Annotated in this window: 25 protein-coding genes; 9 read left to right on the forward strand and 16 right to left on the reverse strand. The window is 68.2% G+C overall.

Annotated features, from left to right (window positions below; genetic code table 11):
* The first annotated feature begins 101 nt into the window (after window positions 1-101).
* Window positions 102-2,858 carry a helix-turn-helix transcriptional regulator gene (locus tag EV643_RS30055; protein WP_133803544.1) on the forward strand — a complete coding sequence of 919 codons (2,757 nt, stop codon included), beginning with the start codon at window positions 102-104 and terminating at the stop codon, window positions 2,856-2,858.
* 4 nt (window positions 2,859-2,862) lie between these two features.
* Here EV643_RS30055 and EV643_RS30060 read toward each other — a convergent pair whose 3' ends face one another.
* Entirely contained in the window at window positions 2,863-3,654 is a 792-nt protein-coding gene (locus EV643_RS30060; protein ID WP_133803545.1) for an AraC family transcriptional regulator, read from the reverse strand.
* 55 nt (window positions 3,655-3,709) lie between these two features.
* Here EV643_RS30060 and EV643_RS30065 point away from each other — a divergent pair, with 55 nt between their 5' ends.
* Complete coding sequence (locus EV643_RS30065) at window positions 3,710-4,537, forward strand: M55 family metallopeptidase (protein ID WP_133803546.1); 828 nt, start codon at window positions 3,710-3,712, stop codon at window positions 4,535-4,537.
* Between the two features lie 4 nt (window positions 4,538-4,541).
* On the opposite strand, the gene EV643_RS30070 is transcribed toward EV643_RS30065, so the two are convergent.
* From EV643_RS30070 to EV643_RS30080, 3 genes are all read right to left on the reverse strand, one after another.
* Complete coding sequence (locus EV643_RS30070; RefSeq protein ID WP_133803547.1) at window positions 4,542-5,573, reverse strand: CopD family protein; 1,032 nt, start codon at window positions 5,571-5,573, stop codon at window positions 4,542-4,544.
* 8 nt (window positions 5,574-5,581) lie between these two features.
* Window positions 5,582-6,178: a copper resistance CopC family protein gene (locus EV643_RS30075; protein ID WP_133803548.1), complete on the reverse strand. Its 597-nt coding sequence runs from the start codon at window positions 6,176-6,178 to the stop codon at window positions 5,582-5,584.
* Between the two features lie 272 nt (window positions 6,179-6,450).
* Window positions 6,451-6,774 carry a hypothetical protein gene (locus EV643_RS30080; RefSeq protein WP_133803549.1) on the reverse strand — a complete coding sequence of 108 codons (324 nt, stop codon included), beginning with the start codon at window positions 6,772-6,774 and terminating at the stop codon, window positions 6,451-6,453.
* Window positions 6,775-7,063: 289 nt separating this feature from the next.
* Here EV643_RS30080 and EV643_RS30085 point away from each other — a divergent pair, with 289 nt between their 5' ends.
* Window positions 7,064-7,489: a DUF2000 domain-containing protein gene (locus EV643_RS30085; RefSeq protein WP_133803550.1), complete on the forward strand. Its 426-nt coding sequence runs from the start codon at window positions 7,064-7,066 to the stop codon at window positions 7,487-7,489.
* 8 nt (window positions 7,490-7,497) lie between these two features.
* Here EV643_RS30085 and EV643_RS30090 read toward each other — a convergent pair whose 3' ends face one another.
* Both EV643_RS30090 and EV643_RS30095 read right to left on the reverse strand, forming a co-directional pair.
* A complete protein-coding gene (locus tag EV643_RS30090; protein WP_133803551.1) occupies window positions 7,498-7,791 on the reverse strand; it encodes a hypothetical protein in 294 nt (97 codons plus the stop codon).
* 50 nt (window positions 7,792-7,841) lie between these two features.
* Window positions 7,842-8,066, reverse strand: coding sequence for a hypothetical protein (locus EV643_RS30095; RefSeq protein ID WP_133803552.1), 225 nt, complete (start codon window positions 8,064-8,066; stop codon window positions 7,842-7,844).
* A gap of 83 nt (window positions 8,067-8,149) precedes the next feature.
* Between EV643_RS30095 and EV643_RS30105 the strand changes: the two genes are divergently transcribed.
* The 3 genes from EV643_RS30105 (at window position 8,150) to EV643_RS30115 (ending at window position 9,821) form a co-directional block, all read left to right on the forward strand.
* Complete coding sequence (locus EV643_RS30105) at window positions 8,150-8,443, forward strand: hypothetical protein (RefSeq protein ID WP_238165895.1); 294 nt, start codon at window positions 8,150-8,152, stop codon at window positions 8,441-8,443.
* Window positions 8,444-8,660: 217 nt separating this feature from the next.
* Window positions 8,661-8,960, forward strand: a complete 300-nt coding sequence (locus tag EV643_RS30110) for a hypothetical protein (RefSeq protein ID WP_202869829.1) — start codon at window positions 8,661-8,663, stop codon at window positions 8,958-8,960.
* 69 nt (window positions 8,961-9,029) lie between these two features.
* A complete protein-coding gene (locus EV643_RS30115) occupies window positions 9,030-9,821 on the forward strand; it encodes a class I SAM-dependent methyltransferase (RefSeq protein WP_133803554.1) in 792 nt (263 codons plus the stop codon).
* A 104-nt stretch (window positions 9,822-9,925) separates the two neighbouring features.
* On the opposite strand, the gene EV643_RS30120 is transcribed toward EV643_RS30115, so the two are convergent.
* On the reverse strand, window positions 9,926-10,600 hold the full coding sequence (locus EV643_RS30120; protein ID WP_133803555.1) for an alpha/beta fold hydrolase: 675 nt from the start codon (window positions 10,598-10,600) through the stop codon (window positions 9,926-9,928).
* 554 nt (window positions 10,601-11,154) lie between these two features.
* Window positions 11,155-11,922, reverse strand: coding sequence for a metallophosphoesterase family protein (locus EV643_RS30130; protein ID WP_133803557.1), 768 nt, complete (start codon window positions 11,920-11,922; stop codon window positions 11,155-11,157).
* Window positions 11,923-12,298: 376 nt separating this feature from the next.
* On the opposite strand from EV643_RS30130, the gene EV643_RS30135 reads away from it, so the two are divergent.
* A complete protein-coding gene (locus EV643_RS30135) occupies window positions 12,299-13,063 on the forward strand; it encodes a class I SAM-dependent methyltransferase (RefSeq protein WP_133803558.1) in 765 nt (254 codons plus the stop codon).
* A gap of 100 nt (window positions 13,064-13,163) precedes the next feature.
* The gene (locus EV643_RS30140) at window positions 13,164-13,916 is read left to right on the forward strand and encodes a class I SAM-dependent methyltransferase (RefSeq protein ID WP_133803559.1); all 753 of its coding nucleotides are present in this window, start codon (window positions 13,164-13,166) and stop codon (window positions 13,914-13,916) included.
* Between the two features lie 270 nt (window positions 13,917-14,186).
* Here the strand turns inward: EV643_RS30140 and EV643_RS46545 are convergent, their stop codons facing one another.
* The 6 genes from EV643_RS46545 to sdhC form a co-directional block, all read right to left on the reverse strand.
* Window positions 14,187-14,312 (reverse strand): hypothetical protein, encoded by a 126-nt coding sequence (locus tag EV643_RS46545; protein WP_255513054.1) that lies wholly within the window; start codon window positions 14,310-14,312, stop codon window positions 14,187-14,189.
* Between the two features lie 81 nt (window positions 14,313-14,393).
* Window positions 14,394-14,768, reverse strand: a complete 375-nt coding sequence (locus tag EV643_RS30145; protein WP_133803560.1) for a peptidase inhibitor family I36 protein — start codon at window positions 14,766-14,768, stop codon at window positions 14,394-14,396.
* Between the two features lie 162 nt (window positions 14,769-14,930).
* Complete coding sequence (locus EV643_RS30150) at window positions 14,931-15,635, reverse strand: succinate dehydrogenase iron-sulfur subunit (RefSeq protein WP_133803561.1); 705 nt, start codon at window positions 15,633-15,635, stop codon at window positions 14,931-14,933.
* Window positions 15,635-17,377 carry a succinate dehydrogenase flavoprotein subunit gene (gene sdhA / locus EV643_RS30155; RefSeq protein WP_133803562.1) on the reverse strand — a complete coding sequence of 581 codons (1,743 nt, stop codon included), beginning with the start codon at window positions 17,375-17,377 and terminating at the stop codon, window positions 15,635-15,637. The genes EV643_RS30150 and sdhA overlap by 1 nt, the downstream gene beginning before the upstream one ends.
* A gap of 10 nt (window positions 17,378-17,387) precedes the next feature.
* Window positions 17,388-17,852: a succinate dehydrogenase hydrophobic membrane anchor subunit gene (locus tag EV643_RS30160; protein ID WP_133803563.1), complete on the reverse strand. Its 465-nt coding sequence runs from the start codon at window positions 17,850-17,852 to the stop codon at window positions 17,388-17,390.
* 1 nt (window position 17,853) lies between these two features.
* Complete coding sequence (gene sdhC, locus EV643_RS30165) at window positions 17,854-18,231, reverse strand: succinate dehydrogenase, cytochrome b556 subunit (RefSeq protein WP_133803564.1); 378 nt, start codon at window positions 18,229-18,231, stop codon at window positions 17,854-17,856.
* A gap of 296 nt (window positions 18,232-18,527) precedes the next feature.
* Between sdhC and EV643_RS30170 the strand changes: the two genes are divergently transcribed.
* On the forward strand, window positions 18,528-19,343 hold the full coding sequence (locus EV643_RS30170; RefSeq protein ID WP_133803565.1) for an MBL fold metallo-hydrolase: 816 nt from the start codon (window positions 18,528-18,530) through the stop codon (window positions 19,341-19,343).
* 11 nt (window positions 19,344-19,354) lie between these two features.
* Here EV643_RS30170 and EV643_RS30175 read toward each other — a convergent pair whose 3' ends face one another.
* Together EV643_RS30175 and EV643_RS30180 are read right to left on the reverse strand one after the other, a co-directional pair.
* On the reverse strand, window positions 19,355-20,455 hold the full coding sequence (locus EV643_RS30175; protein ID WP_133803566.1) for a glycosyltransferase: 1,101 nt from the start codon (window positions 20,453-20,455) through the stop codon (window positions 19,355-19,357).
* Complete coding sequence (locus tag EV643_RS30180) at window positions 20,452-21,582, reverse strand: glycosyltransferase family 4 protein (protein ID WP_202869830.1); 1,131 nt, start codon at window positions 21,580-21,582, stop codon at window positions 20,452-20,454. The genes EV643_RS30175 and EV643_RS30180 overlap by 4 nt, the downstream gene beginning before the upstream one ends.
* Window positions 21,583-21,733: the final 151 nt, after the last annotated feature.

The raw sequence follows: 21,733 nt of genomic DNA on the forward strand, positions 1-21,733 counted from the left end.
GAGGGGGTGGCGGACGGGTTTCGGTGTGTGACACTCGCCGTGTCGATTGGCGCTCGACTGTGATGTCGGCGAATGTAATCCTTCGGGGAGAATGTGGATCGATGACTGACGACGAGCTGGTCGGGCGCGCCGGGCTGGTCGAGCGTGCGCGGACGCAGCTCGAGACCAGCGGCAGCGTGCTGCTCTACGGGCCGACCGGGATCGGCAAGTCCGCGGTCGGGCGCGCTCTCGTCGCCGAGCGGGCCCGGTCCGGCTGGCGGGTGCTCAGTGCGGCGCCCTCCCAGAGCGAGGCCGGTCTGCCGTATGTCACCCTCCTCGACCTCCTCTCGAACCAGCTCGAGCTGGCCTGGCAGGTGCTCCCCGACCATCTCCGGCAGCCCCTCGAGGTTGCCCTGCTCAAGGCGAGCGCCCCCGACACCGTCCGCGACGAGCTGGCCGTGCGCCTGGCCGTCCTGCACGTACTGCGTCGCCTGGCGGCGTCCGGGCCGGTGTTGCTGGTCGTGGACGACATCCAGTGGGTCGACCCGTCAAGTCTTGAAGTACTGACCTTCTGCGCGCGCAGGTTGACCGAGGGCGTGCATATGCTCGCCACCGAGCAGGTGGCCGACGGCGATCTCCCGCTGATGGCCGAGGCCTGCCCCGAGCCGGTGCTGCAGCTGGAGGTCCCGCCGCTGGGCGAGCCCGACGTACTGGCTCTGCTGCGCAACCGGCTGTCCAGCCCACTGCCGGTGCGGACGGCGCGCCGGATTCATGCCGCGAGCGGGGGCAATCCGTTCATGGCGCTGGAGCTGGGCCGGGCTGTGCTGCGGCACCCGCAAGGGGTCTCGCCCAACGATCCACTTCCGGTGTCGAGCCGGCTGAAGACGCTGCTGGGCGATCGGCTGGCCGATCTCAGTACGGCGACCCACGAGCTGTTGCTGCACGCGGCCTCGTCGCCCCGGCCGACCACGGCCCAGCTGACGCACTCGCTGGGCCGTCCAATCGATGCCGAGCTCGCCGAGGCCGAGGGACTCGGATTGATCGACGTCTCCTCGGAGCGGTTGCGGTTCAACCACCCGTTGCTGCGCGAGTTCGTGTACGCCGAGGCGACGTCCGCGGCCCGTCGGCAGGCGCACGCGCAGCTGGCCTCGGTGGTCGAGGAGCCGGTGGAGAACGCGACCCACCGGGCGCTGGCCACCCAGGAAGCGGATGCGGATCTTGCGACCGCGATCGAGGAGGCGGCCGTGACCGCGGGCGGCCGTGGTGCGCTCGGAGCCGCCGCGACCCTCTGGCGACTCGCTGCCGAGCGGACCCCGGCGGACCAGCCCGACGACCGCGGACGTCGCCTCACCCGAGCCGCCGACGATGCGGCCGCTGCCGGCCATCTGGTGGAGTCGGCCGAGATGGCCCGGCTCGCAGTACGGGCTGCGACTCGGGCGGACGTGAAGGTGCCTGCCCTTCTGCTGCTGGTGGATGCGGCGTGGTCCGAGCACGACCAGCGGATCGAGTTGCTGACCGAGGCCTTCGAGGCGGCCGCCGGCGACGAGCGGCTCGAGGCGAAGGTGTGGATCGTGCGCAGCCACAGCGCGTACTTCGACCGCCGGCTCGACGAGGCCCGCGAGGCTGCCCGGGTGGCCGAGAAGCTGGCTCGCAAGTGCGACGACACCGAGGTGCTGGTGGACGCGCTGAGCGCGGCGAACTCGGTCGAGATCTCGGTCGGCGGCGGCGAAGCGGCGGACCGGTTGCTCGAACAGGCCGGTGAGCTGGCGATCGGGTTGCCGCTGACCAAGACCGTGATCCTCGCCCGGCAGATGGCCGCGATGCGGGAGCTGTTCCGCGGCCGGACCACCGAGGCGATCGCCGGGATCAGCACATTGGTCGACGAGGTCCGCGCTGTTGGCGCGATCCGCTGGCTGGCCGGGGTGCTGATCTCCGCGACCGCGATCTACGAGCGGAGCGGGCGCGGCGCCGAGGCACTCGCCGCCGGACATGAGTGCCTGCAGCTGATGCAGGACCTGGGCGACGAGCCCGAGGTCGGCCTGGTGATCGCCAGCCGGGCCGAATGGGCCGGCGGTACGGCGACGGCGGCGCGCGAGCTGTCCGAGGCGGCGCTGGAGGCGGTCCGCTCGATCGGCAACGACGAGTGGACCGGACCGGCCCTGGCCAGCGTCGGCCTGGTCGGCGTACTGACCGGGGATCCGCAGCGCGCGGTCGAGGCGTTCGACGCGATCGCCGAATCCGGCGAGGCCGCGATGCCGTACGACCCGGCCGTGATCCCCTGGCACGCGGACTACGCCGAGGCCCTGGTCGCCGCCGGCCGGCTGGACGACGCGGCCGCGCTGATCGCGGAGATCCGGAACCGGGCCGAGACGCTAGATCGTGAGGTCGTGAAGATCGGCCTGTCCCGGGCCGAGGCGTTGCTGATCGCCAAGCAGGGCGATCCGGCCGCCGCGCTGGATCTGCTGGAGAAGACGATCACCTCCGCGGGCGACCAGCTCTACCCGCTCGACCTGGCCCGCTGCGAGCTCACCCGAGGCCGGGTCGCCCGGCAGGCCCGGCGCCGGTCGGTGGCCCGGACCGCGTTCCTGGACGCGATCGAGCAGTTCGAGTCGTACGGCGCGCCCGCGTGGCGCGAGGTGGCCGAGACCGAGCTGGCCCGGCTCGACGTCCCGAGCCGGAGCCGGCAGCCGTCCGAGCTAACCGACAACGAGCTGCAGATCGTCGCGATGGTCCGGGACGGTTCCACCAACCGCGAGATCGCCGCCGCGCTCTACCTGAGCGTCAAGGCCGTCGAGTCGCAGCTCACCCGCCTCTACCGCCGCTTCGGTGTCGCCAACCGCACCCAGCTCCTCCGCACGGTCGACCGCGGCGGCTCCTGAGGGGTCAGCGTCTGACGAAGCGGCCGGGGCTGACGCCGAGCATCCGGCGGAAATGCCGGGTCAGGTGCGACTGGTCGTAGAAACCGGCCAGCCCGGCGACCTCGGCGGCCGGGCGGCCCTCGAGCAGGTACCGCCGGGCCAGGTCGACCCGGCGGCCGGTGAGGTACCGGTGCGGCGGCATGCCGTACTCGCGGGTGAACGCGCGGACCAGGTGGGTCGGATGCGCGAGCACCAGTTTCGACGCCTCGTCGAGGGTGATGCCGTCCGGCAGGTTGGCATCCAGCACCTCGCGCAGCCGCCCGGCGACTCCGGGGTCGCGACTGTCCGGCGGAGCGATGGCCTGCCTGCGGAGGTGCTGGCGCAGCCGCTTCTCGATCAGCCTCAGCCGGCTCTCGGCCTCGAATCCCTCGCGGCCGTCCACCAGCACGTCGTGCAGCTGGTGGAGCCGTCGGCGCAGTACCGGGTCCACCAGTTCGGGCCGGTCGACGGCCGCGCCGACCAGGTCCTCGCCGAGCTGGTCGGGGGCCAGGTAGAGCACCCGCTTGCGGAATCCCTCCGGCCGGACCGAGCGGCCGTCGTGCGGGACGTTCGGCGGGAGCAGGGAGATCTGGGCCTGGGCCAACCCGTGTTCGCGGTGGTCCAGGTCGTACCGGACCACGCCCTCGTCGACCATCAGCACGGTCCACGCGTCGTGCGTGTGACTGGGGTAGGCGTGCGACGGGAAGTACGCGTGCAGCACCTCGACGATCCCGTTCACCTCGGGACGCCACGCACTGACCTGCGCGTCACCGCTCACAGGTCAGAACATACGCTGCCACTCGGAGACACGGGTTCCGAGGAGGGGTTGCGAGTTGAGGGTCTACATCAGCGCGGACATGGAAGGCATCACCGGACTGGTCGACGCCGAGGATGTCCAGCCGCCAGGCCGGGACTACGAGCGCGGCCGGGTGATGATGACCGAGGACGTGAACGCGGCGATCCGGGGCGCCTACGCGGCCGGCGCGACGTCGGTGCTGGTGAACGACGCGCACGGCCCGATGCGCAACCTGCTGCCGGAGCTGCTCGATCCCCGGGCCGCGCTGATCAAGGGCCGGCCGAAGGCGTTCGGGATGATCGAGGGACTGACCGCCGAGTACGACGCCGCGCTGTGCGTCGGATTCCACTCGCGCGCGGGCGTTCTCGGCGTACTCAGCCACAGCTTCATGGGGCACGAGATCGAGGACATGTGGCTCGACGACCAGCTGGTCGGGGAGATCGGGATGTTGCACGCGGCCGCCGCCTCGCTCGGGGTCCCGGTCGCGCTGCTCACCGGTGACGACACCGCCTGCGCCGAGATGACCGCCTGGGACGACAGGGTCTCCACCGTTGCCGTCAAGCACGCAAGGGACCGGTTCGCCGCGCAGCTCGTCCCCGTCCCCGAGGCCCGCGCGGCGATCGAGTCGACCACCGCGGTGGCGCTTGGCCGGATCCCTTCCGTGCCGACGCCCGCGGAGCGTCGTACCTTGACCGTCCGCTGGCAATCCGCGTCTGTCCCCGCCCACCTGATCGCGATCCCGGGGGTTGAACGGCGCGACGACCGGACCGTCGTGGTCGAGGGCGTCATGCTCGACCTCTATCGGCTGTTCTGCCTTTACTTGCGGGTGGCAACGGCCGTCACCACCAACCCGCCGTACTGCTGACAGGTCAGAGCGGGCGGGCCAACGCTGTCGCCAGCGCGATGGTGACGGCCATCAGCGTGACCTCGACCGTCGCGAGCTTGGCCAGTCCAGACGTCTCCTCGCGTTGCACCGAAGGCATCAGGAACTGCCGGATGTAGCCGCCGGTCGCCGCCAGCAGCATCAGGCCGATGAGCTTGCCGGTGACCAGCCAGCCGGCCGGACTGTGCATCATCACATTGACCAGCGCGAAGGGGTCCGGCGTCGCGTCCTTGAGCAGCCGGGGACCCGCGAGCAGAAACCCAGTGACGGCGACGGTCGCGAGCGAAAGCCCTGCCACGGTTGAGAAACGCGGCAACACGAGCGCGAGCGCCGACCGGTGAGCCGACACCAGTACGGCGGTGAGCGCGAGCCCGCCGACCCAGAGGCTGACCGCGCACAGGTGCAGACAGATCGCCGGCGAGGTGAGCCACATCGCCGTACTCTGCGACGCGTGCCCGGTCAGCGGGACCGCGATCAGACCGATCAACGCGACCGCCAGGCAACCCTCGGCCCACCAGTTGTGCGGCTTCGTGAGTGCGAGCAGGGTGAAGGCCGCGGCCGCGAGCACGGTGACGACCAGCGCGCGGCCCGACGACACCCGCAGCGCGTACGACGCGAGGCCGGCGAACGGCATCGTGGATCCGGACTCGGAGACGGATGCGGCCTGCAACCACCAGGTCGTCGTGCTCGCGGTGACCCAGATGAGGCCGGCGCCGACCGCGATCACCCGGGCGCGGTCGGCGATGGCGGCGTACCGCGCTCTCCCTGCGGCCCCCAGTAGGAGCAGGAAGAGCGCAGAACCGACGGCGGCGATCGCGGCCGCGTTCGAGGCGAACCGGGCCAGTGGGGTGGTGTAGGCGAGGCCGGGACTGGTCATCGCGACGGCCGGTTCGGGGTCCGGGCGGGTGACCATGATCGCCCAGACGAGTGCGACGACACTGAGCGCGGCGATCCCGGCGAAGACCAACGTCCGGCGCCCCGATCGCCGGACGGGAGCCGTGACGGTGGTGGTCTCCATGCAGGTCCTTAGCCGTGGGAGGCGGAGTCGAGGCGGCCGCCGTGGTCGAAGCGCGCCTTGGCCGGCCGGACGGCGACCCAGGCTGCCGAGCGGGAGCGGAGGAACGCTTGCAGCAGGAAGATCGCGACCGCCAGCTCGAGCATCCAGATCCAGGCCGGCACCCCACCCTTCGGGGCGGCCAGGGCGTTGGTCACCAGCGAACCGGAGCCGGCCCCGCCCAGTACGACGGAGATGTGGCCCGCGACGGGATGGCCGTCGCCGGAGATCACCCGGTAGCTGATCGCGTACCGGCCCTGCGGTCCGAACTGGTTGCCTGCGGCGACGATGCTCTTGCCGTCGACGCTGACGGACTGCACCGGCCGGCTCACTCCGTCCGGGCCGGTCACGACGATCGCATCCCAGCCGGGCACGGGCTGCAGGGTCTGGTCGAAGCTGAGCCGCAGCTCGGCCGGGTTCGAGGTCAGCTGGGAGCCGTCGGCCGGCGTACTGCCGACGAGTCCGGTATGGGCCTGGGCGGGGATGACGGGGGCGAGTGCCAGCACCAGGGCGGCAGCCGCCGGCAGCGCGGAACGGGTCGCGGTTCGGGCAAGCGGAGAAAGTATCATCTGGGTCCTCCAGGCACGAAGGAATTGCGGGGCGAAATGCTGTGGCGGTGCACCTCGGGACGCACCGCCGGAAATTGATTCGTAACGTCGGCGGGCATTTCCGAAATCGCCAGGAAACCTCTCACCGGTATTTTGTTGGTGTGAGAACTTCGACCTGGGACGCCGGCCGCGAATTACCGGCTACGGCGACTGCCCGTACTCGCGGAGTCGACTTCCGCGAGTACGGGCTCCCGGGTCCGGCGGGCGGTCAGCGCCCGCCGATCCGATCGGGATCAGTGGTCGTGGTCTTCGCCGGTGTGGTCGTCCGCGATCGGGTGGCCGGTCAGCGTGTAGGAGACGATGTTGACGCCGGTGCCGAGCACGTGGCCGGACACGTAGCCGTAGGGGTCGTCGATGGCCGGGTTCAGGCCCAGCATCGGGGCGTCCAGGTGCAGCTGGACCGCGTGGGTCCCGTACTGCACCGCGTCGCCGACGTTGCCGACCGGCGTCGGGCTCTCGTGCGCCGAGGCGCTGGTGGCGGCGAACAACCCGCCGGCGAGGGCCAGGGCGATACCGGCCAGCGGGACGGTGACGAGGCGGGTCTTGAGCTTGGGCACGTTGGATCTCCTTGTGATTGGGGTGCCCGGATTGCCGTCCGGGCACCACACGAATGGCCCGGGAGAGTGGGCCATCAAATGAACGCTTCGGACTCGCTGTATCGAACGGGTCACGCTGCGCGTTGAAAGGAATGTATTGAGGCCGCAGATGGCCCACAAGTACTTCCTTGATATTGACCAATGATTGGCATTACGGGGTCACACGGAATTTACGTGCGACCGGTTTTGCTGAGTCGGCAGGCAAGAAACGTACAAGACCCGGTCGGGCTCTCACCGGCAAAGTGGTGCTGTGAGCAACGAACTGATCAGATTCGACACCAAGATCGCGGTGCTGCTGCGTGACGATCTGGCCGGCTGGCAGCGACTGAACGTGACCGCGTTCCTGATCAGCGGGATCGCCGCGACGTCGCCCGAGCTGGTCGGCGAACCCTACGCGGACGCCGACGGCACGCCGTACCTGCCGATGTTCCGCCAGCCGGTGCTGGTGTTCGAGGGCTCGATGGAGTTCCTCAGCAGCGCGCACGGCCGGGTCCTGAGCCGGCAGCTGCCGCACTCGATCTTCACCGCGGATCTGTTTGCGACCGGCAACGATCGGGACAACCGAGCCGCCGTCCGAGCGGTTGCTCAGGACAAGCTCGACCTGGTCGGACTGGCCCTGCACGGCCCCAAGAACGCCGTCGACAAGATCCTCAAAGGCGCCCTGATGCACCCCTAGCCAACCTCTCACCGGGGTTCGAAGGCCTGCCAACTCCTGCCGTCATCGGTGCTCGTCACGGCCTTCGTCATCGCGACCGGGGCGTTGTCGATCCTGGAGCCCAGAGGAAGCACCAGCAGCTCGCGACTCTGGCTCAGCTCGGTGGTGAGGATCTCGTCCGCGCCGAAGGTCTGCGTGGCCCTGGCATACCGCAGCGGTGTCACCGCCCGACCCTGCGCGGTCAGTCGCACCAATACGGCCTTGGCCCAGCTCGGATCGCTTGCGCTGAAGGAATCCGCGGCCAGCACGGTCCCGGCGATCACGTCGTCACCGTTCCGCAGTACGGCTTACTCGAGGTCGCTCGCCGGAGCGGTCACCCGCAGACCGTCCCGCCTGAGCACCGCACTGTTCTTGCAGGACCCACCTGGGCACCCGTTCCAGGCCGCAGCCCACCGCCTGTGGTGGCCGCCGCGACCCCGACCCCGGCTAGCGCCTGCTTCCGCCGGCGACGCCGTATGCCGCGGCGTTCCAGTTGCTCGAACGGCACCGGCTCGACCTTCTCCTGGACCGACCACGACAATTCCTTCAGCTCAGACATGGCCGACCTCCTCGGCATCATCCGCGAACTCACGAACCAGCGGAGCGAGCCGCGCCCGCCCCCGCGTCAACCGAGCCTTCACCGTGCCCTCCGGAACCCCTAGCGTCTTCGACCACCACACACACCTGCGCCACGACATGGCCCCCGCACTCGGCCGGGGTGCACCGCCGACCGACGCCGACCGGATGCGCGCGGTCCTGACCTGGATGATCGCCGTACTGAGCAACCAGATCGCGCAGGCGCCAATCGCCGGGCTCGACGCCCGCGTCGCCCTGACCCTCACCGGCCCCGGCGGCGGGACCTGGTGGATCGACGAAGCCGGCGTCCTCACCCCATCCGACGACAAGGTGGCCGCGCACATCACCGCCCCGCGCTGACCTTCCCCGACTGGGGCACGCAGCGGTCGTCCTGGCGCGACAGCGACGTCACAGTCACTGGCGACGCCCAGCTTGCCGCTCGCTTGCTGGACGCCGTCAACGTCATCTGATTGAGGTGAAGCCCTGCTGCCTTCTGATTCGTCGATGGGTGGGTTGTTGCTGGGTCGTCACCTGTCCGAGCGGGACCAAGTCAAGGCACCGGGGTCACACTGTGGCTATGGGCAACTTGTCTGCGGCCGGGGCGGCGGTGGCCGATCAGGGCCGCACGGTCGTCCAGGCGGCCCGGGACCATGCGCTGTCCTGGCCGGTCGTCGCGGCGGCGTTCACCAGTCACGCCCGGGCGGTGCTGCCGGCCCAGCCCGAGCCGATGCAGATGCTCGGTATCGACGAGATCCGCCGAGGCCGGCCGAGATGGATCCCCGACGAGGTCACCGGGGTCTGGCAGACCGCCGTGGACCGTTGGCACGTCACGTGGGCACCTCGACGCCCGGTAATTTCGTTGAGCCCGCACCTGTGATCGTGTTGGCTAGCGGCACCGAACTGTCAGTACCGCTGGTGTCCGCTTGGCTGTAGCAGGGAGTTAAAAGTGCAGGACATTGTCGTCGACCCCGGTGCCCATAATCGGGCAGCCTGGGACAAGTATGTCCAGGAGGGCAACGAGTGGTCGAGGCCGGTGAGTGCTGAGGATGTCGAGCGCGCCCGCATGGGCGATTGGTCGATTGTTCTCATCGGGCGTGAGCCAGTCGACCGCTCCTGGCTGCCGACGGACCTGACCGGCAAGGACGTGTTGTGCCTGGCCTCCGGCGGTGGCCAGCAGGGTCCGATCCTCGCCGCCGCGGGGGCGCGGGTCACCGTGTTCGACAACTCGCCCCGCCAGCTCGGCCAGGACCAGATGGTGGCGGCGCGCGACGGACTCGAGCTGCGCACCGTCCTGGGTGACATGCGCGACCTCAGCGCCTTCGGCGACGCAGCATTCGACGTTGTGTTCCACCCGGTCTCGAACTTATTTGTACCCGACTTGGCACCGGTGTGGCGTGAGTGCTTCCGCGTCCTGCGACCGGGCGGAACTCTGCTCGTGGGCTTCCTCAACCCTGATGTGTACTTGTTCGACCACGAGGCCCTCGACGAGCGCGGCGAGCTGGTCGTCGTGCACAAGCTGCCCTACAGCGATGTCACGCAGTACTCCGCCGAGGAACGCGCCACGAAGTTCGGCGCGGATGCCCCTCTTGAATATAGTCACACCCTCACCGACCAGATCGGCGGGCAACTCGCCGCGGGGTTCGTCCTCACCGGCTTCGCAGAAGCACCGGACCAATCCAACGCATCCGCCCAATACATGTCGAACTATTTTGCGACGCTGGCGGTCAAGCCAGGCTGACCCAGCCTCTCCGACTGGCCAAGTGGAGCGCTGTGCCAGCCGACCCCCACTAACTTCGCTGACCCGGTTTGGGTTCGGTCTTGACCGTGCGTCGCCTTGTCAGGTCACCACCCATGGCGCTGCAGCCAATCGGCCACCACGGCCGTTGCTGGGCTGTCAGGATCGCCGAGACCGCAGCCGCCGTGGTCAAGACCAGCGAATTCGGCGACATCGATCCCAAGACCGCGAAGGATGTGCTGGTCCTTGAGCGATACGCGCTGCGCGTCCAGAGTGCCCCAGTACATCAACTTCGGTACTGCCATCTGACGAAGCTCGGCGTGCCAGTTGTAGCTATGGAACCAGTTCCAGAACGTTCGGCTGCCGACCGGGACGCGACGCTCTCGGTTCATCCGGGCAAGCCACGCGTCGGACAAACCACGCAGCACGTTGAACCCACCGCACACCATCAGGCGAGCCCGGGGAGTTGCTTGAGCGATCGTGCAGGCCATTGCGCCACCCTGCGAGAAGCCCCACACCGCGAACTCGGGAATGTCTTCTTGGTCGCAGACCGCGAGGATCTGTTCGTGGATGCCGGCTGAGGGGTAGGGGTCTGGGCGGTCGCTTCGGCAGAACCCGAGCGGCTCGATCTGCACCATCGTGTATTGGTCCGCGAGTCGCTCGAACGGTACATACGAGCCGCGGTCCTTCTTCGGCATCACCACCGCTGGGCCGCTCCCGGCCACCGCGTATCGGAGCTGATGACCGGCAAACGTTGCAGTCTTCCAGCGCACCGCGTCCACGACACCTCCTGGAGCCGGCGAGTCACACTCAGGCCAGTTGCCGGGATGCTATGTGAGAGCGCCGACAGTTGTACCCAGGTCAACGAGCCGGGGCGTCAGCGGCGGCGATAGCGGCACGTGCGCTCCGCCGGCCTTGGCGCGGCGCTGTACCGCGAGCAGCACCGTCACCAGCTCCGGACTCATGGGGATGAGGCGCTCCGCGTCGGGCCTGCTGGGCACGATGTGCAGGAGCGGCACGGCCATGTCGCCGGGGGTGCCTTATGCCTGGTCAGGTGGCTGGTGTCGGGTGGGTTGCTGTGCGCGACAGGTGTCGCGGACCTGCGGTGATGGCGTGATGGTGGATCTGCCGGTGGGGCTGGCTGGGCCGGTGGACTTCGAGCTGGCTTCCCGCGGATGCGCGAGCGGTACGGCTCAAGGGGTGGAGGCGTGCCTGGGGAGAAGGCTGCCGGGCGGGTCGAGGTATGAGCCGAAGTTATTGACAGGGTTTCGTTACCTGTCCGTTGTCCGCTGTGGGCGTCTTACTGGCGGTGTGTTGATGGGACACGTCTGAGTGCTCAACTGGTTGAGCGGCCGTCGCGTGGTGCGAAGGAGGTCAGGGCCTGGGCGTCGCTTGAGGTGGCTCGGAGGTAGTACTCGGCCCAGTCGCGCCGGTCGGGGTAGTTCGAGTCGGCGATGACATCAGCGATCGCGGCGTCGATGTCGACCGCGGTCGATCGCAGCGTGACGGCTCCGTCTCGCAGGAGTGCCCAGGATCCGCCTGGGCGCCCGTAGGGCATGCCGATGCTGCCTGGGTTGATCACTAGCCGGCGATCGACGAGGCGGGTGAATGGCATGTGGGTGTGCCCGCAGACCACGGTCTGGACATCGGCCGGTAGGTCGGCGAATGCTTCGGCCCAGCGGTCCAGTCGGGTGTCGACCAGCACGACTTCGTCGTCGTCGCGGGGGGAGCCGTGGCAGAACAGCACCGGGCCGAAGCCCGTCACTTCGAGGGTCACGGGGTGGGGCAGGCCCGCGAGCAGTGCGACGTGCTTGGGCGACAGCTGCTTGGCGGCCCACATGTCGATCTCGTAGGGCTCGCCGACGGTCGACGGCCTGCCTTCGGCTAGCGCGACCAGTTCGCGGTCGGCGTTGCCTCGCACGAGCACGACACGGTTGCCTAGCGCGGTCAGGCGATCCAGAACCGCGACCGGCTGTGGACCCGCCGCATGATCACCAGTGACCACGACGGCGTCGGCGCCGGCGACCTCGGGCTCGGCCAGCACCGCGTCGAGCACCGGCAGCACACCATGGACATCGGACAGAACCGCGACACTGCTCAGCATTCCGCGACACTCGCAGCCCGATCGCCCCAACGCAAGGCGACGCGGCAGGTCAGCGTCGCAGCTCACGACGAGCGAAATGCACCCGCCAGCCAGGAGAAGACATGAGCCCGGAGACTAGACCAGCGACCACCACCGGACAGTGTCAAACACACATAACCGAAGTGGGATGGCTTCCTTCACTGAACAAGTCAAGCCGGGCTGATTGTCGGCGTTGTGTTGTGGTCTCCGTTTGATCGTGGTGTCTTTCGCCCGGCCGCGGTAGCTCCGGTTCCAGGGGCCGCCACCAATAGATAGGGGTCACCAGCCCTCATCACGTCCGCTCTTCGGCGGGGGAAAATGGCAAGCGCTGGGGCGTGGAAGGTGCCAGGATGCCGGCATGATTGCGCGCGCGTTGAGCTTCGGGGTGGTGGCGGAAGCGTACGAACGGTTCCGGCCTGAGTATCCCGTGGAACTCCTCGATCTGGTGATCGCGTACGCCGGTGGGCCGATCCGGACCGCCCTCGAGTTCGGCGCCGGGACAGGCAAGGCAACGCGTCTGTTCGCGCAGGCAGGGATCGCGGTCACGGCGACCGAGCCTGACGCGGCCATGCTCGCGGAGATGCGCAAACACCTGCCGGCAAACGTCACAACCGTGCAAGCCGCCTTCGAGGACTTGCCGCCGGATTCGTCGTACGAGCTGGTGTATTCGGCTGCCGCGCTCCATTGGACCAACCCTGAAGGCCGGTGGGCCCGCATGGCCGCACTCGTCCAACCGGGTGGCGTGTTCGCCTCGTTCGGTGTACCGATCCAGCTGGCCGACCCGGCCCTCAAGGAGGCTGTGCGCGCGGCACGTTCGCCGTACCTGGAGAACGACGGCATCCCGTCGCCTGACGGCACACCCCCCGCGGATCGCCCGATGGAATGGCCCGGCACGGAGCTCCAGCAGTCCGAGTGGTTCACCGATGTCCGCCAGTCGGTGATCGAACGGCGCTTGACGATGAGCGCCCACGACTACATCGGACAACTCTCGACGGTCTCGGCGTACGTGATGCTGCAACCCGCCGACCGAGACCAGGTCTTCCGCCGAATCCTCCAGGTCCTGCCCGAAACCGTGGAACTCAACGCCGAGATCCATGCCCACCTCGCCCGCCGCCACCACTAGGACGACGCCCGCGCCACCGGCAGACACGCCGGCGGTGCACGCTTGAATCAGCAGGCCATCACGGCTGACCGCGGATGAGTCGGAAAGGAGGAGGCGCTTAATGAGTGAAGCGTTCTACTCGCACGCGAGGCTGTACGACCTGATGTTCCCGGGCGGCGGGCCCGCAGTCGACTTCTACCGGGCCGACGTCAATCGGCAAGGCGGGCGCGTACTGGAACTCGGGTGCGGCACCGGGCACAAGCTGATCCCCATCGCGTCCGACGGGCATCCGTGCGTCGGCATGGACTTCTCGTCAGACATGCTGGCTGAGGCTCAGCGTAAGGCGGACGAGCGCGGTATAGCGGTGGAATGGATGCAGGGCGACATGCGGGCCTTCGATCTGGGCCGCACATTCGACTTCGTGTTCATCACAGCCAATTCTCTACTGCATCTGCATGAGGCTGAAGATCTGGTGAGCTGCTTCCGGTCGGTCCGAAGACACCTGGCACCTGGAGCACGGTTCGTCTTCGATGTATTCAACCCGAGCGTTCGCCTCCTTGCCGAAGCCGATGGCGTGCGGCGCACCCGGGAGTCGTTGTCGTTCATGGATCCTGACCGTGGCAACGTCAGCGTCGATGTCGCTGAGATCTACGATGCGCCTGCGCAAGTTACACGCGGGACGTGGTACCTCTCGACTGACTCCGAGCCCGAGTTCGTCGTCGCACCGCTCGAAATCAGGAGCATCTTCCCGCAGGAGCTGCCGCTGCTCCTCTCGCTCGGCGGCCTTCGGCTCGTCGAGCGCTTCGGCGATTGGTTCGGTCGGCCATTTGCCGTGGATTCGCCGCTTCAACTCTGCATCTGCGAGTCCGCGTGAATGAAGGCGAGAGCACAGTCTCGGTCAAGCAAACTGTAGAAGTGCCTGTCGACGGTGCGGGAGCGGGGTGTCGTGCACCTGTCCAAAGACCACCTCAGTGCGACAGTGCACGACACATAAGTCTGCCCTCTAAAAGCTGTCTCAACGCGTCGACGAGGACGACGTGATCAGGTGACAGCCCTGGTACGTCGGAGGGCGGTGGTCCGGCAGCGGCGCGAGCCAGCAGCCCGTGGTACCGGGTCGATCGGCGGAATCTGCTTCGGACCACGTTCAGCGCGACGGTTCGCAGCCAGGCCTCGGGGTTGTCCACCTTCGCGAATCGGCGCGGTACAGCTGCCCGACCAGCCGGCGGTAGCAGCCGTCGTACAGGTCGCGCAGGCTTTCGTCGTCTCCCATCCGGCCTCCCAGGAGTCATCCGTACAGTCAGACGACTCCTGGGAGGGCAGAGTTGGTTGCATTCCGATCAGAAACTGCCTGCTAGCACTTGAACTGGAAGCTATCGGCCTCGTTGTCGAAGCCGATCTGCTCCAGGTTGGAGTACGAGGTGTTGGCCGCCAGGTCGACCGAGCGGCCGCCGAAGTTGTCGTCGGCGTACAGACGAACGGTGCAGTTGGTCTCGTTCCGGACCGACGAGATCTCGTTGTCACCGTCCCACCCGTCGATGTCGCACCCGTCCGGGCAGTTGGCGGGTGTCGCGTCGACGTACTGGCTCCCCGTGTAGTTCGGGTCCTCCCACATCCGCACCGACCCGGCGGCCGGGGCGGTTTCCGAGGCAGTCGCAGGGTTGATGGCGCCGAACATTGCGACGGCCACTCCAGCGACCAGGGTGGCGGCTACGCGCTTGCGGTACATCTTCACTCCTTCTGTCAGCGGATCTCTCAGAACGCCTTCAATCCAAGGCGTCCCGGCTTTCAGACCGCTGTCAGGCAGCTGTCGACATCTGCCCGCCGCACCACTGAGATACCGGTGTGGAGAAGTTGTTGCCCAGTCGACACAAACCCCGGCGTGGCGGGATCAGACGCGACGGAAGATGAGGGCGCGTTTGACTTCCTGGATGGCCTTGGTCACCTCGATACCGCGCGGGCAGGCCTCCGTGCAGTTGAAGGTGGTCCGGCAGCGCCAGACGCCCTCCTTGTCGTTCAGGATCTCCAGTCGTTGCTCAGTGCCCTCATCCCGGCTGTCGAAGATGAACCGGTGCGCGCCGACGATCGCCTGCGGGCCGAAGTACTGGCCGTCGGACCAGAACACCGGGCAGGACGTCGTGCACGCGGCGCAGAGGATGCACTTGGTGGTGTCGTCGAACCGGTCCCGGTCGGCCTGCGACTGGATCCGCTCCCGGGTCGGCTCGTGCCCACTGGTGACCAGGAACGGCATCACCGAGCGGTACGCGTCGAAGAACGGCTCCATGTCGACGACCAGGTCCTTGAGCACCGGCAGGCCCTTGATCGGCTCGACGGTGATCTCCTTCTCCGGGTTCAGGTCCTTGATCAGCGTCTTGCAGGCCAGCCGGTTGCGGCCGTTGATCCGCATCGCGTCGGAGCCGCAGACGCCGTGTGCGCAGGACCTGCGGAAGGTCAGCGTGCCGTCCTGCTCCCACTTGATCTTGTGCAGCGCGTCCAGCACGCGGTCGGTCGGCTGCAGGCTGACCGAGTAGGTCTTCCACTCGGACTCGTCCACGACCTCCGGGTTGTACCGCAGGATCTTGACCTTGACGTCCATCAGTACTTGCGCTCCATCGGCTTGTAGCGGGTCTGGACGACCGGTTTGTAGTCGAGCCGGATGTTCACGTTGCCTTCGGCATCGAGCTCGCGATACGCCATCGTGTGCCGCATGAAGTTGACGTCGTCGCGCTTGGCGTAGTCCTCGCGGAAGTGACCGCCGCGGGACTCCTTGCGGGCCAGCGCGGACACCACCAGCACCTCGGCCAGGTCGAGCAGGAAGCCGAGTTCGACGGCCTCCAGCAGGTCGGTGTTGAACCGTTTGCCCTTGTCCTGCACACCGACCCGGGTGAACCGCTCCTTCAGCGCCTCGATGTCGGTCAGCGCCTGCTTCAGCGAGCCCTCGGTCCGGTACACCTGCGCGTTCAGGTCCATCGTCGCCTGCAGGTCGGCCCGGATCGCCGCGATCCGCTCGTCACCGGTCGAGGTGCGCAGTCCTTCGACCAGGTCGACGACGAACTGCTCCGGTGCGTCCGGCAGTTCCTCGAACTCCGCGGTCGCGGCGTACTCCGCGGCCGCGATCCCGGCCCGGCGGCCGAACACGTTGATGTCGAGCAGGCTGTTCGTACCGAGCCGGTTGGCGCCGTGCACGGACACGCAGGCGACCTCACCGGCGGCGTACAGGCCGGGGATGACGTCGTCGTTGCTGGCCAGCGCCTCGCCCTTGATGTTGGTCGGGATGCCGCCCATCGCGTAGTGCGCGGTGGGGAACACCGGGATCTGCTCGGTGTACGGCTCCACGCCCAGGTAGGTGCGGGCGAACTCGGTGATGTCCGGCAGCTTCGCGTCGATGTGAGCCGGCTCGAGGTGGGTCAGGTCGAGCATCACGTACGCGCCGTCCGGGCCGCAGCCACGGCCTTCGCGGACCTCGTTCGCCATCGCCCGGGCCACCATGTCCCGCGGCGCCAGGTCCTTCACGGTCGGGGCGTAGCGCTCCATGAACCGCTCGTTGTCCTTGTTCCGCAGGATCCCGCCCTCACCACGAGCGGCCTCCGACAGCAGTACGCCGAGGCCCGCGAGCCCGGTCGGGTGGAACTGGAAGAACTCCATGTCCTCCAGCGGCAGGCCCTTGCGCCAGGTGATGCCCATCCCGTCACCGGTCAGGGTGTGCGCGTTCGACGTGGTCCGGAAGACCTTGCCGAAACCACCCGAGGCGAACACGATCGACTTGGCCGAGAAGATGTGCAGCTCACCGGTGGCCAGCTCGTACGCGACCACGCCGGTCGCCTTGCCGGCCACCATCAGCAGGTCGAGAACGTAGTACTCGTTGAAGAACTCGACGTTCTGCTTGATGCACTGCTGGTACAGGGTCTGCAGGATCATGTGGCCGGTACGGTCCGCGGCGAAGCAGGAGCGGCGTACGACGGCCTCGCCGTGGTTGCGGGTGTGGCCGCCGAAGAACCGCTGGTCGATCTTGCCCTCGGCGGTCCGGTTGAACGGCAGGCCCATCTTCTCCAGGTCGAGCACCGCGTCGACGGCCTCCCGGCACATCACCTCGGCCGCGTCCTGGTCGACCAGGAAGTCGCCACCCTTGACCGTGTCGAAGGTGTGCCACTCCCAGTTGTCCTCCTCGACGTTGGCCAGCGCGGCGCACATGCCGCCCTGGGCCGCGCCGGTGTGCGACCGGGTCGGGTACAGCTTGGTGAGGACCGCGGTCCGGGTCCGCTTGCTGCTCTCCAGCGCCGCGCGCATCCCGGCGCCACCCGCGCCGACGATCACCACGTCGTACTGATGCCGTTGCATTGTCCGGTCCTTACTTGCTGCAGACCGACAGCGTGGAGCTGGGGTCGAGGCAGGGGTCGAAGGTGAAGATGACCAGGGTGCCGAGCACCACGATCACGATCGAGGCGGTGATCAGCAGCGCCTTCAGCCAGAACCTGGTCTGGTCCTTCTCGGCGTAGTCGTTGGTGATCGTGCGCAGCCCGTTGGTGCCGTGCAGCATCGCCAGCCACAGCATCAGCAGATCCCACACCTGCCACAGCGGGTTGGCCCACTTGCCGGCCACGAAGCCGAAGTCGAGCGCGGTGATCCCGCCGCCGAGCATCAGGTTCACGAACAGGTGGCCGAGCACCAGCACCACCAGGGCGAGCCCGGACAGCCGCATGAACAGCCAGCTGTAGAGCTCGAAGTTGGTCTGGCCGGACCGGTTCCGGCCGCCGCCCTTCAGCGACACCGCCCGGGTGGACGAGCGGGGCTGGGCGATCTCTGGGGTCGTCATCTCAGCCTCCGAAGACGTGGCTCAGGTGCCGGATCACGAACGGCACGAACAGGACCACCCAGACCACACCGACGCCGATCATCATCTGGCGCTGGTACCGCGGGCCCTTGGCCCAGAAGTCGACCAGGATCAGCCGGATGCCGTTGAAGGCGTGGAACAGGATCGCGGCCACCAGCCCGACCTCGAGCAGGCCGATGATCGGGTTCTTGTAGGTGCCGATCACCTCGTTGTACGCCGCCGGGGAGACCCGGACGAGTGCGGTGTCGAGCACGTGCACCAGGAGGAAGAAGAAGATCCCGACACCGGTGATCCGGTGGGCGACCCACGACCACATGCCTTCATGGCCGCGGTACAGCGTGCCAGCTGGCTTGCTGGGCAAACCGATCCTCCGATCGGACGACAGACCGAGAGCCGGCGAGCGCGGCGACTCCTGGGGCGCATGGGGTCCGCGTGGCAGAGGGGGCCGCGGTCGGCTCGGCCCGGAGGGGATACCAGGCCGGTCTTGATGCTATCGCTGCCCTGAACCCTTTCAGCCCCGGTCCCGTGTGACATCGCTCTCGGCAGTGTTCCAGGTCACTGGTCGCTCAGTGGCCCGTGGGATCCCTGCCTGATTGGCCCCTGTCGGCGGACCTGTCCTCGGCTTAGCGTGGGGGAGCCGAAAGAGAGGGGATCACGGTGAGTTTCTGGATCTGCGCAACCTGCGCCGTCGAGCACGCCGAACAGATCGAGGTGTGCGCGATCTGCGCCGACGAACGGCAGTGGGTGCCGGCCGACGGACAGCACTGGACCACCCTGGACGAGCTGGCCGCGGCCGGCTACCAGGTGAAGATCAAGGAGGTCGAGCCCGGCCTGCACGGCATCACCTCCGAACCGAGCGCCGGGATCGGCCAGCAGTCGATGCTGGTCCGGACGGCCGAGGGGAACCTGCTCTGGGACCCGATCGGCTACCTGGACGACGACGCGGTCAGCCGGGTTCGCGAACTCGGTGAGGTCGCCGCGGTGATCGCGAGTCACCCGCACATGTACGGCGTACAGGTCGAGTGGAGTCGCCGTCTCGGCGGCGTACCGGTCTATGTGTCCGAAGCCGATGCCGAGTGGGTCGCCCGGCCCGACTCAGCGATCCGGACCTGGTCCGGCACGCTGGAGCTGTTGCCCGGCGTCACCTTGATCCAGCCCGGCGGCCACTTCCCCGGCAGTGCGATCGTGCACTGGGCGGAGGGTGCTGAGGGCAAGGGCGTGATCCTGGCCGGCGACACCGTTTTCGCCAACCCGGACCGCACTTCGGTGAGCTTCATGCGCTCCTACCCGAACCGCATCCCGCTGTCCGGCGCCGTCGTCGACCGCGTCGCCAAGTCCCTGGACGCCTTCACCTACGACCGCCTGTACGGCAACTTCGGCGCCAGCATCCCTTCGGACGCCCGCGCCGTAGTCCGCCGCTCAGCCGACCGCCACGCCGCCTGGGCCCGCGGCGATTACGACCACCTCACCTGAGCACCTGACCTTCAGGCGGCGAGGGGCAGTGCCAGTCGCCTGTGCAGGTTGAGCATGTGTTGGATGCAGGTGTCCCAGTCGTAGAGTTCGGCGCGCTGACGTGCGGCGGCTCTGCGGCCGGGGACGCCGGCCAGTTCCAGTACGGCGTCCGCGAGGGCTGCGGGGTTCGCGTCGCGCCAGCGGCCGCAGGTTTCGTCGACCAGTTCGCGGGCGCCGCCGGTGTTGGCCGTGACGACGGGGGTGCCAGCGGCGAGGGCTTCGAGGACGGCCAGGCCGAAGGTCTCGCCGGGGCAGACCGACAAGGCGATGTCGGCCTGGGCGAGGTGGCGGGCGAGGGCGACGCGGCCGTCGATGTAGCCGTGGAAGTGGATGGGGGCGTTGCCGGCGATGGCGACGAGTTCGTCGAGGTGCGGGCCGGAGCCGTACACGTCCATCCGGACCGGTACGCCGCGGCGGTGCAGCTCGGCGGCGGTCGCGACCGCGAGATGCGGGCTCTTCTCCCGGGACAGGCGGCCGGCGTGGACGAGCTTGAGGATGCCGTCGTCGGTCGGTGTACCGAGGGACGGGTGGAAGGTGTCCAGGTCGACGCCGAGCGGGATCCGGACCAGCGGGGTGGTGACCTCGTCGAACTCCTCGGCCGCGTATCTGGAGGTGACCACGACAGCGTCGTACGTGCGGCTCAGCAGTTTGTAGAGGGCGCCCACTCCGGCGGCGACACCGAGCTGGCGGCCGGTCCGGAGGGAGAGCATGGCGTCGAGGCGTTCATGGCTGAACAGGACCGAGCCGATGCCGTTCTTACGGGCCCACCGGGCCACCGGCAGCAGGGTGGACTTGTCCGAGATCTCGACTGTCGTCGGCTGGAACCGCTCCAGCGTCTCGATCACGCGCCACGGGTCAGTGATCAGTCGGTATCCGCCGCCGACCTTCGGGGCCTTCATCCGGACCACGGTGCCGACCTCGGTCCGGGTGATGCTGTCGCGTTCACCGGGGGTGATCAGAATCCGCTCGGCGCCGGCCTCGCAGTACCCCTGTCCCAGGTGTTCGAGCGCGGTCCGCATCCCTCCCGAGGTCGGTCCGACGAAGTTCGCGAGCTGGGCGATGCGCAGTGTCATGCGACCGCGACCCGCCGGACGGCCGTGACCTCGCGCATCACTTCGGCGTAGTGCCTGTCCACGAGCTCGTCGACGACTGCGGGCCATGTCCTCGTTTGTACCCGCTTCAACCCCGCCGCCGCCATCCCCGCCCGCAGCGAGGGATCGGCCAGCAACGTGGCGACTTCGTTCCGTAGCGATCCAGGCTGCCCTGGGGCGAACAGCAGACCGGTCTCACCCGGGCGGATCAGGTCGAGCGGACCACCCGCGGCCGGCCCGACAACGGCGGCCCCGGAGGCCTGGGCTTCCTGGATGGTCTGGCAGAAGGTCTCGTGTTCACCGGTGTGCACGAACACGTCGAGCCCGGCGAAGATCGAGGCCAGCTCCGCACCGCGCTTCATCCCCAGGAAGGTGGCGTTGGGCAACGAGTTCTCCAGTGCCGCCCGGTCCGGTCCGTCGCCGACAATGACCACGCGGCAGTCGAGATCGGTCAGCTCGGCGAGGCGGCGTACCTTCTTCTCCGCGGCGAGCCGGCCGACGTACCCGACGATCGGTTTGCCGTCGGGGGAGAGCTGCCGGCGCCATTCGTCGCTGCGGTGGGACGGATCGAAGAGATCCAGGTTGACGCCGCGACCCCAATGGTGCACCCGCGGGATGCCGGCCTGGATCAACAGCTCCATCGACGCGGACGACGGGGCCAGGGTGCGGTCCACCCGCGAGTGGTTCCGGCGCAGCAACGCCCAGACCGCGCGATCGGTCTTGGCGAACAACGGGTACTGCCGGGCGAACCCGGCGATGTCGGTCTGGAAGATCGCCACGGTGGGCAGCCCGAGCCGGCGGGCGGCCCGCAGTCCGTACGCCCCCAGGAAGAACGGCGACGCGAGGTGCACGAGATCGGGCTTGAACTCGGTGATGCTCCGCTCGATCGCCGGATCCGGCAGACCGACCGGGAACTCCTTGTAACCGGGAATCCCGAAGCTCCGGGCCCGGATGACCCGGACCCCGTTGTAGCTGTCCGGACCAGCGCCCGCGGCGATGATCAGCAGTTTGTGCCCGCGGACGAGCAACCGGTCGGCGACGTGACGAACCGTGTTCGCCACCCCGTTGATCTGAGGCAGGAAGGACTCAGCCACCATGACGATGCGCACAATTCGAAGGTTCCCCACCGCCGGTGAACCCTCGGCTACTGTCACGTAACGCGACGTGGATTCCCTGGCGGCGCGCAGAAACACCCTAGGTATCCAGTGGGTACCTGATTGGTGACCAACCGACTACCGCCGCATGGCCAGTGCTGGGCGC

The organism is Kribbella caucasensis (genome assembly GCF_004361855.1).
In the GTDB taxonomy this organism is placed as follows: Bacteria; Actinomycetota; Actinomycetes; order Propionibacteriales; family Kribbellaceae; genus Kribbella; species Kribbella caucasensis.